Origin of the sequence: Flavobacterium sp. FlaQc-52 (assembly GCF_044007495.1) — a bacterium.
Classification (GTDB): domain Bacteria; phylum Bacteroidota; class Bacteroidia; order Flavobacteriales; family Flavobacteriaceae; genus Flavobacterium; species Flavobacterium cupriresistens.
Map to the genome: position 1 here is coordinate 151,098 of NZ_JBIPCV010000006.1, position 16,925 is coordinate 168,022.

Annotated in this window: 15 protein-coding genes; 13 read left to right on the top strand and 2 right to left on the bottom strand. The window is 35.0% G+C overall.

Features of this window, described 5'->3' with window-relative positions; all coding sequences use genetic code 11:
• From ACHRV5_RS12820 to ACHRV5_RS12875, 12 genes are all read left to right on the top strand, one after another.
• Nucleotides 1-555 (top strand): TerD family protein, encoded by a 555-nt coding sequence (locus ACHRV5_RS12820; protein WP_047778538.1) that lies wholly within the window; start codon nucleotides 1-3, stop codon nucleotides 553-555.
• A 3-nt stretch (nucleotides 556-558) separates the two neighbouring features.
• Nucleotides 559-1,167 (top strand): TerD family protein, encoded by a 609-nt coding sequence (locus ACHRV5_RS12825; protein ID WP_047778539.1) that lies wholly within the window; start codon nucleotides 559-561, stop codon nucleotides 1,165-1,167.
• 4 nt (nucleotides 1,168-1,171) lie between these two features.
• Nucleotides 1,172-2,260 (top strand): toxic anion resistance protein, encoded by a 1,089-nt coding sequence (locus tag ACHRV5_RS12830; protein WP_047778540.1) that lies wholly within the window; start codon nucleotides 1,172-1,174, stop codon nucleotides 2,258-2,260.
• A 26-nt stretch (nucleotides 2,261-2,286) separates the two neighbouring features.
• Nucleotides 2,287-3,252 (top strand): hypothetical protein, encoded by a 966-nt coding sequence (locus tag ACHRV5_RS12835; protein ID WP_395427012.1) that lies wholly within the window; start codon nucleotides 2,287-2,289, stop codon nucleotides 3,250-3,252.
• 8 nt (nucleotides 3,253-3,260) lie between these two features.
• Nucleotides 3,261-3,812, top strand: a complete 552-nt coding sequence (locus tag ACHRV5_RS12840) for a TerD family protein (RefSeq protein WP_047778542.1) — start codon at nucleotides 3,261-3,263, stop codon at nucleotides 3,810-3,812.
• 19 nt (nucleotides 3,813-3,831) lie between these two features.
• The gene (locus tag ACHRV5_RS12845; RefSeq protein WP_047778543.1) at nucleotides 3,832-4,491 is read left to right on the top strand and encodes a TerD family protein; all 660 of its coding nucleotides are present in this window, start codon (nucleotides 3,832-3,834) and stop codon (nucleotides 4,489-4,491) included.
• Nucleotides 4,492-4,517: 26 nt separating this feature from the next.
• Nucleotides 4,518-5,153, top strand: a complete 636-nt coding sequence (locus ACHRV5_RS12850) for a VWA domain-containing protein (protein ID WP_047778544.1) — start codon at nucleotides 4,518-4,520, stop codon at nucleotides 5,151-5,153.
• Nucleotides 5,154-6,354: 1,201 nt separating this feature from the next.
• Complete coding sequence (locus tag ACHRV5_RS12855; protein ID WP_047778545.1) at nucleotides 6,355-7,407, top strand: TerY-C metal binding domain-containing protein; 1,053 nt, start codon at nucleotides 6,355-6,357, stop codon at nucleotides 7,405-7,407.
• A 5-nt stretch (nucleotides 7,408-7,412) separates the two neighbouring features.
• Nucleotides 7,413-8,822 (top strand): PP2C family serine/threonine-protein phosphatase, encoded by a 1,410-nt coding sequence (locus tag ACHRV5_RS12860; protein WP_395427013.1) that lies wholly within the window; start codon nucleotides 7,413-7,415, stop codon nucleotides 8,820-8,822.
• 3 nt (nucleotides 8,823-8,825) lie between these two features.
• Nucleotides 8,826-10,337 (top strand): helix-hairpin-helix domain-containing protein, encoded by a 1,512-nt coding sequence (locus tag ACHRV5_RS12865; protein WP_395427014.1) that lies wholly within the window; start codon nucleotides 8,826-8,828, stop codon nucleotides 10,335-10,337.
• Between the two features lie 31 nt (nucleotides 10,338-10,368).
• On the top strand, nucleotides 10,369-11,367 hold the full coding sequence (locus ACHRV5_RS12870; RefSeq protein WP_047778548.1) for a TerC/Alx family metal homeostasis membrane protein: 999 nt from the start codon (nucleotides 10,369-10,371) through the stop codon (nucleotides 11,365-11,367).
• Nucleotides 11,368-11,637: 270 nt separating this feature from the next.
• Complete coding sequence (locus tag ACHRV5_RS12875; RefSeq protein WP_047778549.1) at nucleotides 11,638-13,551, top strand: ABC-F family ATP-binding cassette domain-containing protein; 1,914 nt, start codon at nucleotides 11,638-11,640, stop codon at nucleotides 13,549-13,551.
• Nucleotides 13,552-13,794: 243 nt separating this feature from the next.
• Here ACHRV5_RS12875 and ACHRV5_RS12880 read toward each other — a convergent pair whose 3' ends face one another.
• A complete protein-coding gene (locus tag ACHRV5_RS12880) occupies nucleotides 13,795-14,757 on the bottom strand; it encodes an App1 family protein (protein WP_230004654.1) in 963 nt (320 codons plus the stop codon).
• Between the two features lie 63 nt (nucleotides 14,758-14,820).
• On the opposite strand from ACHRV5_RS12880, the gene ACHRV5_RS12885 reads away from it, so the two are divergent.
• The gene (locus tag ACHRV5_RS12885) at nucleotides 14,821-15,690 is read left to right on the top strand and encodes a diacylglycerol kinase family protein (protein WP_047778551.1); all 870 of its coding nucleotides are present in this window, start codon (nucleotides 14,821-14,823) and stop codon (nucleotides 15,688-15,690) included.
• 2 nt (nucleotides 15,691-15,692) lie between these two features.
• Here the strand turns inward: ACHRV5_RS12885 and ACHRV5_RS12890 are convergent, their stop codons facing one another.
• On the bottom strand, nucleotides 15,693-16,838 hold the full coding sequence (locus tag ACHRV5_RS12890; RefSeq protein WP_395427015.1) for a GNAT family N-acetyltransferase: 1,146 nt from the start codon (nucleotides 16,836-16,838) through the stop codon (nucleotides 15,693-15,695).
• Nucleotides 16,839-16,925: the final 87 nt, after the last annotated feature.

The window sequence follows — 16,925 nt, forward strand, 5'->3', positions numbered from 1 at the left end:
ATGGCTATCAATTTGCAAAAAGGACAAAGAGAAAATATAAATGCGCCAAAATTCACCATTGGTTTAGGATGGGATACAAACAACAGTAGTACAGGTTCAGGTTTTGATCTTGATGCTTCTGTTTTTATTCTGGGAGATAACGGTAAGATATTATCAGACTCTCATTTTATATTCTACAATAATCTAAAGTCACCGGATGAATCAGTTATTCACACAGGAGATAACCTGACAGGTGACGGGGACGGAGATGATGAGCAAGTAAAAATAGATTTAACCAAAATTGATGCAGCAGCAAAAGAAATTTGTGTTGTTGTTACGATTCATGATGCCCACAACAGAAAGCAAAATTTCGGACAGGTGCGTAATTCATTCATTCGTATTGTAGACGATTCGAATACGACTGAATTAGTTAAATACGAATTAGAAGAAGATTTCTCTATAGAAACGGCCGTTGAATTTGGAAGAATATACAACAAAGACGGACAATGGAAATTTGAAGCTAAGGGAGCCGGAATGAAAGGCGGATTAGAAGATTACTTAAATAAATATAACTAAGATATGGCAATTAATTTAGAAAAAGGACAACGTATTAATCTTGAAAAAAGTAACGGTACAAAATTACAAAATATTTGCGTAGGTGTAAACTGGGGTGCAATTGAGAAAAAAGGATTTTTCGGTACTAAAAAAGAAGCGGTAGATTTAGATGCCAGCTGTGCGATCTATGATGATAAAAAAAATCACATTGACTCTGTAAACTTTAGAAAACTAATTTCTAATGATCGTGCTGTGAAACACAGTGGAGATGATTTGACAGGAGATTTAAATGGCGATGACGGATTAGATAACGAAGTTATTACGTTAGATTTCTCTCAATTGTCACCGTCTGCTAACCACGTTGCCTTTTTTATAAACAGTTTCAGAGGACAGGATTTCAAAGACATTCCTTTTGCTTCTATCAGAATTTACGAGGGAACTCCAACCCGCGTAAGTGAAGAATTTGCACGTTACGATATTGCAAACGACGCCACTTTTGCCGGAAATGTATCGATGGTTTTAGGTGTTTTTTACAAAAGAAACGACGACTGGAAATTTAGCGCAGTGGGTGTACCGACAAACGATAAAAAACTGGAGCAAACGATAGTTACTATTCAACAGAACCACTTATAAAATCATGTTAGAAAATCAATTAGTTACTCAGGAGAATACTGCTTTAATTGATAAAGACGGAAATGTAAATCTGGCTTCTGTAACAGAAGCAGATGTAAACAATTACAAAGCCATCTCCAATCAGTTGAATGAAAACGACGCCAATTCGATTCTGAATTATGGTGCCGAAATTCAAAACTCGATCGCCAAACAAAGTGATACTTTTTTGACCAATGTCAGAACGTACAATTCCGGTGAGGTAGGAACTTTGATAAATGATTTACTGACCGAATTAAATTATGTAGACGTAGATCAGTTAGATCAAGGGCCGTTTAAAAGGTTCTTGTCTAAAATTCCTTTGTTGAATAAACTAATTACAGATGTAAAAAAGTTATTCCAGGAGTACGACAGAATTACGGTAAACATTGATAAAATCAGTAATAAGGTAAAAGCCGGAATGATCAATTCTGTGAAAGATAACAGTGCACTTCAAACGATGTTTGACGGTAATGTGAATCTGATCAAAGAAATGGAAAAACACATTATTGCAGGACAAATTCGATTTAAAGAATTGAACGAAGAACTTGCTGTAATGGAAGGAAAAAGTGCCGATTATCAGGATTATCAAATCTCAGATAAAAGAACCTTCATTAATCGATTAGACAAACGTCTTGCCGATATGAAAATTGTGCGTTTTATCATGTTGCAATCTTTGGCGCAAATTAGAGTAGTGCAAAACAACAACACCTCTATTGCCGAAAAAGCACAGTCTATTTTGACCACTACAATGCCGGTTTGGAAAAACCAACTTACATTGGCCGTTGCTTTACAAAGACAAAAACAGAATATTGAGATTCAAAGAAGAGTGTCTGAAACGACCAATACTATTTTGCAAAAGAATGCAGAAATGCTGAAACAAAACAGTATCGAAGTGGCAAGAGAAAACGAGAATACCATCGTTTCACTTGAAACACTTAAAATGACGACAAAATCTTTGATCGATACCCTGACAGAAGTAAAACAAATACACGATCAAGGTACAGAAACCAGAAGACAATTGGATGCCGGTTTACAAAGTTTGGAACAAGAATTGAAAAAAGGCGTCGTAAGCTAGAGAATTGAATATTTGAAATTAGATAAATGCAGGAGGAAGAGGAGAGCTATCTTCGAATAATAAAAGACAGTAACAGAAAACTTGTGATTTTAGAATTGTTATCCAATTTCTTTAATCACAAGGATCTTGTTGGGGTTTTGGTAAGAACGAAAATCATTCATACGCTATTTCAAAACAATCGGATATTAGACATTAATAAATTAGAATTATTTCATATTCAGTTTACCAACAGTCTGATCGATTTGTTTCAAAAAATAAAAAAATCAAAAGAGCAGCAGTATCTTTTAATCACAGACGAGATTTATATTAATGATGATATTGTATCAAAATTAAAAGTAGAAATCGGTGAGACCAAGTTTGCCAAACAAATGCAGCTTCACGCACAAAACATGTCCAAAAAGATCGAAGAACTCTATCAGTTGTTCGTTTCAGATACCGACAGTTTTTTTAATTGGAATGACATAGTGGCTTTTTCTCAAAATATTCAGGCCGAATATTACAGAGAAATTACAATTGAGCAATATGAAAAGCTTTCCCAATTCAATAAAAGCGTATACGAAAATGCACATGCTAAATTTGAAAAAAAACTTTTAGGACGGTTAAACATCCTGAATTTTAAAATCAAGTTTTTGTGTGGATTGGTTTGCAACAACGAGACCATAGAGATTTACGAGTTTAGGGATTCTAATGACAAATTTGTTTTTGTCACGAACGAAAAATCGTTTTATTTCTGGAATGAAGAAGTGACGTTAGGAGTTGATATTTCGAAAAACGGTTCTGCCAAAGAAAGCATTTTGAGAGATTTGAAAACCAAAAATGCCGAGTTAAAGAAAGAACTCAGTACGATAAAAACAACGCTGCCCGAAACAGTTCTCGAGGTGTTAAAAGAATACCACGAAAAAATTTCATCAGTAGATTTTCTGGACGAATTACAGAACGTTGATGAACAAACAAATATTTTAAAAACAATGTTGAATATTAATATTAATTAAAGAATAAAATGGCAATTAACTTAGAGAAAGGACAAAGACAAAGTATTGATGCGCCTAAATTTACTGTAGGTTTAGGATGGGATAGTAATGCAAGCAGCACCGGGACAAGTTTTGATTTGGATGCGTCAGTATTTTTAGTTGGTGCAAATGGAAAACTTCCAAATGACAATCATTTTATTTATTACAACAACTTAAAATCACCGGATCAGGCGGTTATTCATGCAGGAGATAACTTAACAGGAGCGGGAGACGGAGACGATGAAAAAATACAAATAGACTTGTCAAAAATTTCACCGGACGTTTTTGAGATTTCTTTCGTAGTTACCATTCATCATGCCGATACAAAAAGACAAAATTTTGGCCAGATCAGAAATTCGTTTATCAGAATTTTAGATCAATCTAATGTAGAATTGGTGAAGTACGAGCTTGATGAAGATTTCTCTATCGAAACAGCCGTTGAATTTGGAAGAATTTACAAAAGAAACGAAGAGTGGAAATTTGAAGCAGTTGGTATCGGAATGAAAGGTGGTTTACAAGATTACTTAAATAAATACAACTAATTAAACACAATTTACAAACATGGCAATTAACTTAACCAAAGGACAAAAAATTGATTTAAGAAAATCAAGTGGTGAAACACTAACCGATTTCTGTGTTGGTGTGAACTGGGGAGCTATCGAAACTAAAGGTTTTTTAGGATTATCTAAAAACATAAAAGAGATCGACTTAGATTTAAGTTGTGTGCTAATTGACGACCAAAATAAAATTTGTGATCATTTGTATTCTCCTTTATACAGAATAGAAGCTTTACAGCAATTTGGTTTGCCACAAGGTAAATTGTTAACCTCTGACGGGGCTTTAAAACATACAGGCGATGATCTTGCCGGAGATACCGGTGGAGATGATGGTCTTGACAACGAAATTATTACAGTTGACTTATCGAAAGTTAATGCAAACGTAAACCAGATATTTTTCTTCCTGAATAATGCCGGGACGGAAGATTTCTCTCAAATTCCTTACGCTAAAATCAGAATGTACGAAGGAACTCCAACCAGAGTGGTTTCTGAGTTTGCCTCTTATAACGTTTCTGCAGATTCGCAATACGTAAACAAACGTTCGATCATCATGGGGAAATTATACAAAAGAAATAACGAATGGAAATTTAGTGCCATTGGTGACCCGACAGCAGATACTTTTTTAGGACAAACTATTCATAAAATTGTAGCGTCATACCTTTAGTATTCCACTATAAATAAAATAGTACGATGAGACGATTACCAGTATATTTTTTATTAGATACGTCCGGATCAATGTACGGCGAACCTATTCAGGCTTTGAATAATGCCTTGAACGGTATGATTAATAATCTGCGTTCAGATGCACAAGCTTTAGACTCGCTTTGGATCAGTATTGTAACTTTTGACAGAGAAGTAAAAGAGATTGTACCCTTAACCGAGTTGGTTCATTTTCAGCTTCCGGAGATTACTTGCCCTCAAAGTGGTCCTACCAATACAGGAGCCGGATTAGATTTTATAATTCAGAAAGTAAACACAGAAGTAATAAAAGGTTCCCCGACTCAAAAAGGAGACTGGAAACCTTTACTTTTTGTTTTTACCGATGGAAAACCTTCGGATATTCAGTTTTACAGAGAAAAAACACAAGAAATTAAAGCGTTAAATTTTGGCGCTGTTGTAGGTTGTGCAGCCGGTCACATGGCAGATGACAGTATTCTTAAGGAACTTACTGCCAATGTCGTTCATTTGGCCTCAGCAGACAGCTCGACCTTAAAACAATTTTTTAAATGGGTCTCTGAAACGATCGAACAAGGGAATAAAAGTCAGGGAACCGGAGAAAGCGTACTGCTGCCACCACCACCAAGCGAAATAACGGTAGTCATTTAATCCTGATCAATTCAGTTTTAAGTTTACATCTGGAATTGTTGTCTGACAAAGACAAGTTTGGAAGGTAACTTAGATCAATTTTCGACTTCTTCAATCGTAAATTTTACTACCATTTTGTTTTTCGAAAACCGGTATCAAAATAGTTTAGTAATTAGGATATAAGTTGTTGTAATAACCCATTGGGTTCAATTAATTTTAACACATAGAGACATAGCTAGCAAAGCATAAAAAAGACGTTTTACTTAAAATAAATCGCATAAGCTAATGTGAAGAAAATATGATTTTCTTGAAACGTTTCAATTTATAAATTCAAAATCTATGTTTCTATGTGTTAAAAAGATTTAGCAGAATTACACCTAGCGGGTTATAGTAACTCATTGGGTTTAATTAATTTTAACACATAGAGACATAGCTAGCAAAGCATAAAAAATGACGTTTCACATAAAATAAATCGCATAAGCTTATGTGAAGAAAGTATGATTTTCTTGAAACGTTTCAATTTATAAATTTAAAATCTATGTTTCTATGTGTTAAAAAGATTTAGCAGAATTACACCTAGCGGGTTATAGTAACTCATTGGGTTCAATTAATTTTAACACATAGAGACATAGCTAGCAAAGCATAAAAAAGACGTTTCACTTAAAATAAATCGCATAAGCTAATGTGAAGAAAATGTAATTTTCTTGAAACATCTCAATTTATAAATTCAAAATCTATGTCTCTATGTGTTAAAAAGATTTAGCAGAATTACATCTAGCGGATTATAGTAACCCATTGGGTTCAATTAATTTTAACACATAGAGACATAGCTAGCAAAGCATAAAAAAGACGTTTCACTTAAAATAAATCGCATAAGCTTATGTGAAGAAAATATGATTTTCTTGAAACGTTTCAATTTATAAATTCAAAATCTATGTTTCTATGTGTTAAAAAGATTTAGCAGAATTACACCTAGCGGGTTATAGTAACTCATTGGGTTCAATTAATTTTAACACATAGAGACATAGCTAGCAAAGCATAAAAAAAGACGTTTCACTTAAAATAAATCGCATAAGCTTATGTGAAGAAAGTATGATTTTCTTGAAACGTTTCAATTTATAAATTCAAAACCTATGTGTCTATGTGTTTAAAAAAAAATTAGCTGAATTCCCCAAAACAGGTTATAATAATTATTTTTTAATGTTTTAAAATTCTTCATAAAATGAGAAGATTACCCATATATTTTTTGATTGACATCTCGGAATCAATGGTTGGAGAACCCATTCAGCAAGTTGAAGAAGGGTTAGCCACTATAATTCAGGCATTAAAAACAGATCCACATGCGCTGGAAACGGTTTTTGTTTCGATCATTGTTTTTGCAGGTCAGCCTAAAACATTGGTACCCTTACAGGAAATCGTGAGTTTTTATCCGCCTAAATTTCCAGTAGGAAGCGGAACATCATTGAGTAAGGGATTAGGACATTTAATGTACGAATTAAGAAATAATATTGTAAAAACAACTTATGAAGTAAAGGGAGACTGGAAACCAATTGTATTCCTTTTTACAGACGGAGTGCCAACCGACGATAGTCAGGCCGCCATAAACGAATGGAAAGAAAATTGGCAACGAACCGCTAATTTAATTGCCGTTTCTTTCGGAAACGAAACCGATACAAAATTATTGGGGCAGTTGACAGAAAATGTACTTCATTTTAAAAACACCAATGTACAATCGTATAAAGAGTTTTTCAGATGGGTTACTGATTCGATCAAGACAAGCAGTATTAGTGTCGAGAATAATTCATCAGGTTTTGAATTGGCAAAATTAGAAGGAGAAACACTTTCTAAAATAGATTTGACCAAAGCAGAACCTATTAGACAATATGTTGATGATAATTATGTGGTTTTGAACGGTAAATGTCAAAATTCAAAAAGACCCTATTTGATGAAGTACCGTAAAACAATTGCGCCGTCAATTTATGCAGGTGTTGAATTGAGTTCAAAAAATTACAAACTCGTTGGCGCTTACCAAGTCGATAATTCTTATTTCGAATTAGCAGACGAATCAACCTTTAATACTACCGTAAATACAGAAGAACTCACAGGATTTCCTACCTGCCCTTGTTGCGGGAACCAAATTGCTTTTGCAGTCTGTGTTTGCGATAAAATACATTGTATTGGAGACGAAGAGATCAGTACCTGTCCGTGGTGTCATAATCAAGGATCTTATGGTTACGGAGAAGGCGGTTTTGATGTCAGCAGAACCCAAGGATAACACTTATGGAAGAGACCAAAAGATATCTTCAGTCTTTTTTATTTCAAAATAAAATCGATATTCCAAAAAGCAAAGAATCGCTTTTTGAAGATTTTATTAGTGATGAAACAAACAGTGCAGCAGTAAAAATAATAAAAGAAAAGCAACAGCTGATTATGGACAATTGGAAGTTAAAGAATAGAATTGACGATATTATGCAGCATTCTTTTTTCTTGCCCAACGGTACGGTGAATAAAGAATATGAATCAAAAATTGACTTTATAAAACTGGGTTGGGAAGATATTATTTTTTATGAAATTGAAAATTTAGAAGAAACAGGACTTTATTTTGATGTTGCCGAAAAATTGCTTTTTGGAATCCCAACAAGAAGCGGCGATTTAAAAATAAAATTCCGTTTTAAAATAGAAGGAGAAGCTGAGGAAGCGTTATTAAACGAAAAAATAGTTACGCTGATCATAAACCCGGATCCAAAGTCATTGTGGAAAAATATTGAAAGTGATCCCAATGCTCCTTTTAGCAAAGAAGACAATGTAGCAGTTTCAGCTGTGTTTTTGGACAAAAATATTGTAGTCGCTTCGAAAAGAGGGCGCAGTCATGCTAATGTAGGTTCTTTTAGAGAAGACGATTTTGCATTCAGAAATTTCGAAGGAAATGGATGGAGCATTTTGGCAGTTTCAGACGGTGCAGGTTCTGCAACGCTGTCCAGAAAAGGATCAAAATTAGCGTGTGATGCTATAATTGACTATTTTGAAACCCATTTAAATACTGAAATTTGGAGCAAGTTCGAAGAGCTGGCGCTAAATTATTATGCTAAAAAAGATTCGGAATCAATTCAAAAAGCAAACGACTTTGTACGCACTAATTTGTCGAAAGCGGCACATTTTGTAAATCAAAAGATAGCAGAATTTGCAACAGCACAGGGTGAAGAATTGAAGAATTTTCATGCTACTTTGATTTTTGCTTTGGTTAAAAAATATGATTTTGGTTATGCTATTTTAAGCTTTGGAGTTGGAGATTGCCCGATAAATTTGATCAGCAAAGATTTAACTGAGGTAAGCTTAATGAACCTTATAGACGCCGGAGAATTTGGTGGTGGTACCCGATTTATAACCATGCCGGAAATCTTTCAAAACGAGAATTTTTCGTCCCGATTTGGTTTTAAAATAGTAGGTGATTTCTCTTATCTGGTATTGATGACTGATGGAATCTATGATCCAAAGTTTGAGGTTGAAGCCAACTTAGAAAAAATAGAGAAATGGAAGGCATTTCTATCCGATTTGAAAGGCGATAATGCAGAAAAAGCCAAAGTAGATTTTGAGCGTGACAATGCAGCTATTGCAACACAGCTCTCGAACTGGATGGATTTTTGGAGTCCCGGAAATCACGACGACAGAACTCTTGCTATAATTTACTAGAAGATGAGTATAGTTACGGTAAAATCAATAAATGACACCACAAAAATCTATCAATTTGTTGATAATGGCGAACCCATGCGCGGTGGGGTAAAAGATGTTTATTTTAGTCCCGATAAAAAATATGTCGTCGCTATTTTTAGAGACAAGTTAGACGACAATCAAAAAGAAAGATTGCAGCGCATAACCGGTAAATATTTTGCTCAGATTAAGGAGGGTGAAGCGAGTGATTATTATTTAAATGAAGTGTTCAGATGGCCAACCGATGTCATCGGGTATAATGGTCTCACAGGGATAATTGTTCCGGTTTATCATTCGAAGTTTTTCTTTAGAAAAGGATATCAGACGAGCGATTTAATTCAAGGAAAAGAAAAAAACGGAAAATGGTTTGCAGGGCCAAAATTCAGAAATCCACACTTCCCGTTGCGGGTCGCAAATTCAGAGTTGGGAGATTGGCTGAGTTATTTTCAGGTTTGTGTAAATCTGTCACGAGGTGTAAAAAAGATGCATGCGATGGGATTGGCGCATTCTGATTTGTCTTATAATAATGTTTTGATTGATCCCGTTGAGCGATCGGCTTGTATGATTGATTTAGACGGCTTGGTCGTGCCTGGTGTGTTTCAGGCAGAAGTAATTGGTACGGCAGAATTTATTGCTCCCGAAGTACTTGCTACTAAACATTTAGACAAATCAGATGCTAATAGAAAATTGCCCAACAGGCTTACGGATTTGCATGCACTGCCCGTTCTTATTTATATGTTTTTGCTGCACAGACATCCATTAAAAGGAGGAAAAGTACATGATTTAGATACCGAAAAAGACGATTTGTTGTCGATGGGAGAGATGGCAATGTTTATCGAGCACCCGACAGATGTTACCAACAGACCCAAACTCAATCAGGTTTCAAAATGGGATTTGCCTTGGGCAGATATTGCCAAGTTGCCGTACGCAATCACGGGACCTTATTTAAAAACATTGTTCGATAAAGTTTTTATAGACGGATTACATAATCCAATGCAAAGACCTAATGCAGAAGAGTGGGAAAATGCCTTATTAAAAACAACCGATTTAATGCAGAAATGCCATAATACGGCCTGCGAACAAAAATGGTATGTTTTTGACAATACAAATCGTCCAAGATGCCCGTTTTGTGGAACAGCTCACGAAGGGACACTCCCGGTTTTAGACTTGTACTATCAATATCAGGATACCGTTTGGAAGCCCGAGAATCATAGACTAATGGTTTATAATGATCAATATTTGTTTCTATGGCACGTTAATCGTAATATTGCCAGAAATGAGAAATTGACCCCGGAGCAAAAAGTACCGGTTGGTTATTTTACTTTTTTCAAAGGGAAGTGGGTATTGGTCAATCAGAAGTTGAATTCGTTGAAAGATTTGACAGAAGATAAAGAAATTCCAATAGGTACCATGGTAGAACTTACCAATGGAAAAAAAATACTTCTTTCAAAAGAAGAAGGAGGAAGAGTGATCGTAATAACAATGGCTAATACATAAAATTTAAAATTTAACTTAATTAATATCTAAAATGAATCAACACCCAATTTTTTCAGAACATCCCGGTCTGGTTATCGTTTTTGCGATCGCAGTAGTCATCATGCTATTGTTGGATTTAGGAATCTTCAATAAAAAAAGTCACGTAGTAAGCAATAAAGAAGCAGTAACCTGGTCTTTAGTTTGGATTAGTTTAGCGATGATTTTTAGTGGTTTAGTGTACCACTTCGCCGGATCGGCAAAATTCTATGAATTTCAATCGGCTTATTGGATTGAAAAAGCACTTTCTGTTGATAATCTTTTTGTTTTCATTTTAGTATTTAAGTTTTTTGATGTTGCCAATCAAAACAAACATAAAGTTTTGTTCTGGGGAATTATCGGAGCATTGGTTTTAAGAGCGATCTTTATCTTCTCAGGTGCTTTCTTAATCGAACTTACCTATTTGAATAAATTGTTAAGCTTTGCAGGAATCCCAGGATTTAAATACGATATCAACCTAATTATGACCGCTTTCGGATTGTTTTTGGTTTATGCAGGGATCAAATCATGGTCTTCAGGAGATGAGGACGAAGATGAGGATTACAACAATACAAGAGGAGCAAGACTGATCAGAAAGTTTTTCAGTGTTAGCGATAAGTACGATGGAGATAAATTCTTCACGTATGAAAACGGAAAAAAATTAGCAACACCACTTTTAGTTGTGGTTGCGGTGATTGAATTTACCGATTTATTGTTCGCAGTAGATTCTATTCCGGCAATTTTTGCGATATCAAATGACCCGTTTATTCTTTATACGTCAAACATTTTTGCGATTTTAGGACTTAGAGCATTGTTCTTCTTATTGGATAATTTCATTCATTTATTCAGTAAATTACAATACGGTTTGGCAATTATTTTATCTTTTATCGGGGTAAAAATGATCATTTCGCCATTCTATCATGTCGATTCTGTTTACTCTTTATTGGTAATCGGAGGCGTTCTTTTAATTTCGGTTGTGGCTTCGATCATGTTACCGGAGGTTAAAGAAGCTTAATTTTAAGAAGAGGTTTTTAAAACCACAAAGAATATAAACATATTAAAAAACGGATTGGAAATTACATGTAATTTTCAGTCCGTTTTTTTGTACGGGAGAATATTGCAAAAGCTATTGTTTTTCAACGTAGAAACTTCAATTAATTGTTATACTTTTGCACTTTCAAAACGTATCGTAAAAAAGGTTGTTTTTTCGACCCGTTTACACGTTAATTTAATAAATAACAATGGTTTATTCAGTCATTGTCGCATACAACAATAGTCATACATTATGCTTAATATACACAATTTGTCGGTTTCTTTTGGAGGAACATTTTTATTTGAAGAAGTTACTTTTCGTTTAGGTGCAGGAGACCGCGTAGGTCTTGTTGGTAAAAACGGTGCCGGTAAATCGACGATGCTTAAAATGTTAGCGAGAGATTTTGCTCCGGATTCAGGAGTTATTTCTCAGGAAAAAGATATTCGAATGGGGTTTTTACGCCAGGATATTGATTTCGAACAAGGAAGAACCGTATTGGAAGAAGCTTATGAAGCTTTTACTGAGATTAAAATTGTTGAAAAAAAGTTAGAAGAAATCAATCATCAATTGGTTACCAGAACCGATTATGAAAGTGAAGAATACAGCCAAATCATTGAAGACTTATCTGATTACACACACCGTTTTGATCTTTTAGGAGGTTATAACTATGTGGGAGACACAGAGAAAATTCTTTTAGGATTAGGTTTCAAAAGAGAAGTATTTAATAACCAAACCGAGACTTTTTCGGGAGGTTGGAGAATGCGTATCGAATTAGCGAAGTTATTATTACAATCCAATGATGTATTGCTGCTGGATGAGCCTACCAACCACTTAGATATCGAAAGTATCATTTGGTTAGAGAGTTTCCTTCGTAATTATCCGGGAGTTGTGGTAATTGTATCGCACGATAAAATGTTTTTGGACAATGTGACCAATCGTACGATCGAAATTTCGTTAGGAAAAGCATACGATTTCAATAAACCATATTCGCAGTATTTGGAATTGCGTCACGAAATCCGTGAGAAACAATTGGCAACTCAAAAGAACCAAGCCAAGAAAATTGAAGAAACAGAAAAATTAATCGAGAAATTCCGTGCGAAAGCTTCAAAAGCTTCGATGGCGCAATCGTTGATTAAAAAATTAGATAAAGTAGAACGAATCGAAGTTGACGAAGACGATAATTCAGTAATGAATATTTCTTTCCCTGTTTCAAAAGAACCCGGAAAAGTAGTCGTTGAAGCAGAGAATGTTACTAAAAGTTATGGCGATAAAGTAATCCTAAAAGAGATTAGCCTATTGGTAGAACGCGGTAGCAAAATTGCCTTTGTTGGACAAAACGGACAAGGTAAGTCTACTTTTATCAAAGCATTGGTTAATGAATTTGAATACCAGGGAAATATTAAGTTAGGACACAACGTTCAGTTGGGTTATTTTGCCCAAAATCAAGCAGAATATCTGGATGGTGAAATCACCTTACTTCAAACCATGGAAGATGCTGCAACAGATACGAACCGTTCTAAAGTTCGTGATATGTTAGGATCATTTTTATTCCGTGGTGACGATGTAGAGAAAAAAGTAAAAGTACTTTCAGGAGGTGAGCGCAACCGTTTGGCACTTTGTAAATTGTTGTTACAACCGATTAACGTATTGCTAATGGATGAGCCGACGAATCACTTAGACATCAAATCTAAGAACGTTCTGAAAGCGGCACTTCAAAAATTCGGTGGTACTTTATTATTGGTTTCTCACGATAGAGATTTCCTTCAGGGAATGTCGAATATCGTTTATGAATTTAAAGACCAGAAAATAAAAGAATATCTGGGTGATATCAACTATTTCTTAGAGCAACGCAATCTTGAAAACATGCGTGAAGTCGAGAAAAAAGACGTTGCAAAAGTAGCTGCTCCAAAAGAAAATAACAAGACTTCATACGAAGATCAGAAAAAAGGAAAAGCACTGCAAAACAGATTAAGTAAAATCGAAAGTCAAATCAAACAATTAGAAAAAGACATTCAACACGACGACAAAATGTTGACTTCTAATTATGACAAACATATAGAAGACGCTTCTTTTTTCAAGGCTTACAACAAGAAAAAAGCAGATCTTGACCAGTTACTATTAGATTGGGAAATCGTTCAGGAAGAGATTGATAATTTTAGTGTCTAGGTTTTAGTCGCAGTTTTTAGTCTCGGTCACAGTTTACAGTCTCAGTTTACAGTCTCAGTCACAGTTTTAGTTTACAGATTTTCTATGGTACAATTATTCATAGAAAATCTGTTTTTTTTTAAGCAGATTTCATCTCATCTATTTCCCATCTGTCAGGCTGAGCGAAGTCGAAGCCCCTTTTTAACTAACCAGCCCTTCGACTTCGCTCAGGGTGACAATCGAATAAAAAAAAGCATTCGTAAATCACTTAATAATCCCAATAGATTTAGAATGCATAATAGCTTCGCTGCTGTCCTTAAAATAACAAACCGCAATGTCTAAACCTTCCAGATTTTTGAGAATGGTTTTGGTCGTTTCTTTTTTATTTTTGCCTGTTTGTCTGATGTAAACCGCTTTTACGGTTACGGGAAATATTTTACAAATGCGTTCGTACAAAACAGGATCATGTTGCGAATCATCTCCCAAGAGAACATACTGCAGATTGGGGTAGAACTCTAAAACATGTTTGATCTTGTCAAATTTATGATCGTGATTGCCTCTGCCACTCATAAAAAAATCAGTGATTCCGGTTTTGATATCCTTCAATAAAATAACAGCTCTGGGCAGTCGGTGTATTTTGGTGAATTTTACGATGAAATTGTATAAATTCCATTCACTGCTGGAAACAAAAAAAAAGGCATTTTTTTCTTCTTTATTGTTTCTTCCGGCAGAACTTAAAGCCTGATAATGCGGAACGACATCATTAAAAACCTTTCTGTCGTTGACATTTTTAAATAAAAGAATGTATATTTTTCGGAAGACATTTCGCGTATGAGAAATCAAAAAAGTATCATCAATGTCGGATATGATTCCAAGATTGCCTTCGTGAGGCCTTATAAAACTGCCTTTGGCGGTTATGGTTTCTGATTTGTATCGGATGCTGACTTCATATTCCATCCACCCAAAATTGGGCTCATCCTGAATTGGAATACAGAATTTGAAATAACCATCATCGAGTGTTTTCGAGTGAATTTCCTGATGACCGAATTTTAAGTACACATCAAAATTCCGAATGGTTTTTATCCGAAATAAGTTAACGATAGAAGTAGCGTTTTTGAAGTTTTTCTTCTGAAAATCATAATCATACAATGTTTTAAAGACATGCCCCATCACGATTAATTCCTGATCATTAGCATAACCCCGATATAATTGTAGAATTGGCTTCATTAATTGTGTACTTTTATATAAAGTTGGAAATTAATTATTTTAATCGGTTTTAGAAATTAAATTTTGAAAAAGAATATCGTTTTTGTTGTAAATCCTATTTCGGGTGATTTGGATAAGTCAGATTTAATGGAGGCTGTCTATGAGTTTTCGATCACAAATAACTTCAATTTGGTGGTGTATGAAACCACAGGCCAGTCCGATGTTAAAGCGATACAATTGCTTTATGAGCAATGCAGTCCCCAAAGAATTGTAGTGGCTGGTGGTGACGGAACTATAAAAATGGTTGCCGAAGCAATGGAGCAATACGATATTGTAATCGGTATTTTGCCCGCCGGTTCTGCTAATGGTTTGTCTGTCGATTTAAATTTACCGGATTCAACAGAAGAGAATCTGGAAATTGCTTTTTTGCATTCTTATATGGAAATAGATATGATTTCGATCAACGGCAAGAAAAGCATTCACTTGAGTGATATCGGGATCAATGCTGATTTAGTAAAAAACTACGAAGAAAGTAACTGGAGAGGGATCTGGGGCTACGCTTTGCAGGCCTACACGACGCTGGTGGATTCCAATGATCCTTTTGTAGCAACAATTACGACCAATAAAGAAACAAGCGAGCACACGGCAAGAATGATTGTCATTGCGAACTCTCAGAAATATGGAACAGGTGTCACGATCAATCCTCACGGAGCAATGAATGACGGTAAGTTTGAATTGGTGATTCTTAAAAGCCTCGATTTATTATTGCTTGGAAAAATTATTACGGGAAACATGCCGATTGATTCCGAGGATATTGTGATCATTTCGACCGATAAAGCCACTATTAAAACCAATTATCCGGTTAATTTTCAGATTGACGGGGAGTATTGCGGCGCGCAGACTTCTTTAGACATTCATATTCTGCACAAACAAATGAAAATAGCCATTCCTTAAAATTATTTAAAAGGATTTCTTTCTTTCCATTCTGTTTTGGGCTCTAAGTAATCAAATAGTTTACCGATGTTTTTATTGATTAAAGCATTGCTGTGGGTGATTAAACCGTACATTTTTACAGGTTTTGCACCTACGGAACTTTTTATTTCGAGAGCAGTTCTGGCAAATACAACTTCCGAAAATCCATGATTGATGGAATAAGCGATCATATCATAAAGCATGTTGAGATATAGCATTTTATCACGCTGAATGCTCTCGTCATAGCCCAGGAAATAGGTGTCCATCACAGCGCCATTTTGAATCAAAGTATTGAATCCGATTAACTTTCCATCTAAAAAATAACCATAAAAAAGAAAGTCTTCTTTCATGATTTCTTTAAAAGTGCGGAAATGATTTTTAGCCAGAAAAAAAGTGTTGAAAGGCGCATTTTTTGCCACATGAAAATAAAGATCATAAATCGTATCTTCATATTTTATAATGTCATCCAGCGACATTTTTTGTTTCTCGATTCCTTCTGCTTTTTTGCGGGCGCGTTTGTATTGGTCGCGATATTTTTTAGAAAGTGCTTCAATATAATCCTGTTCCGTTTTCCAATTCGAATTGATTTCAAAAATCATATTGGGCTGCGTAGAGAAGGTAAAGTTGTTTTTGAATTCACTTTTTAAAGGCTCAATCTCACTTTCGGTAAAGTCTTTTATACTGGTAATATGAACTTTCTTCCCTTTTGCTCTAAGCTCTTTTTTGAGTTCAGTGATGGCTTTGTGGAGTGTTTTAATCACTTTTGCCTGATTTGCATTTTCAGCAATAGAAAAAGCATTTTGTCCCGTAAGCATATTGTTGCCCACAAACAAAACATGTGAAGCAAAATTCTTAAACGCAAAATTACGAACCGATGTTTTTAAGCATTGATCCCGTTCTCCAAAAGATTCGAGTTTTTCTGCGAAAATAAATTGAGTTAAAGCGATTCCGATTAGATTGTCATTTTTAAAAATTCCGATAAAATGACAAAACATATTGGCCGGAGAAGATTTTTCGAGTACTTCGAGATATTTCCGGGTCAGAAAGATGTTTTCGGTGGTTAGCGTATCCCATTCTAAAGGCAGTGATGAAGCGCTATTGTATAATTGGAAAGTATAAGTTGTACTCAAAAGTAGATGCTAATTTTGTCAAAATTAGATAATATTTATAAGAACCAATCCTGTTTAAGTTATTATTAAGAAAAACCCGTTTGAGTT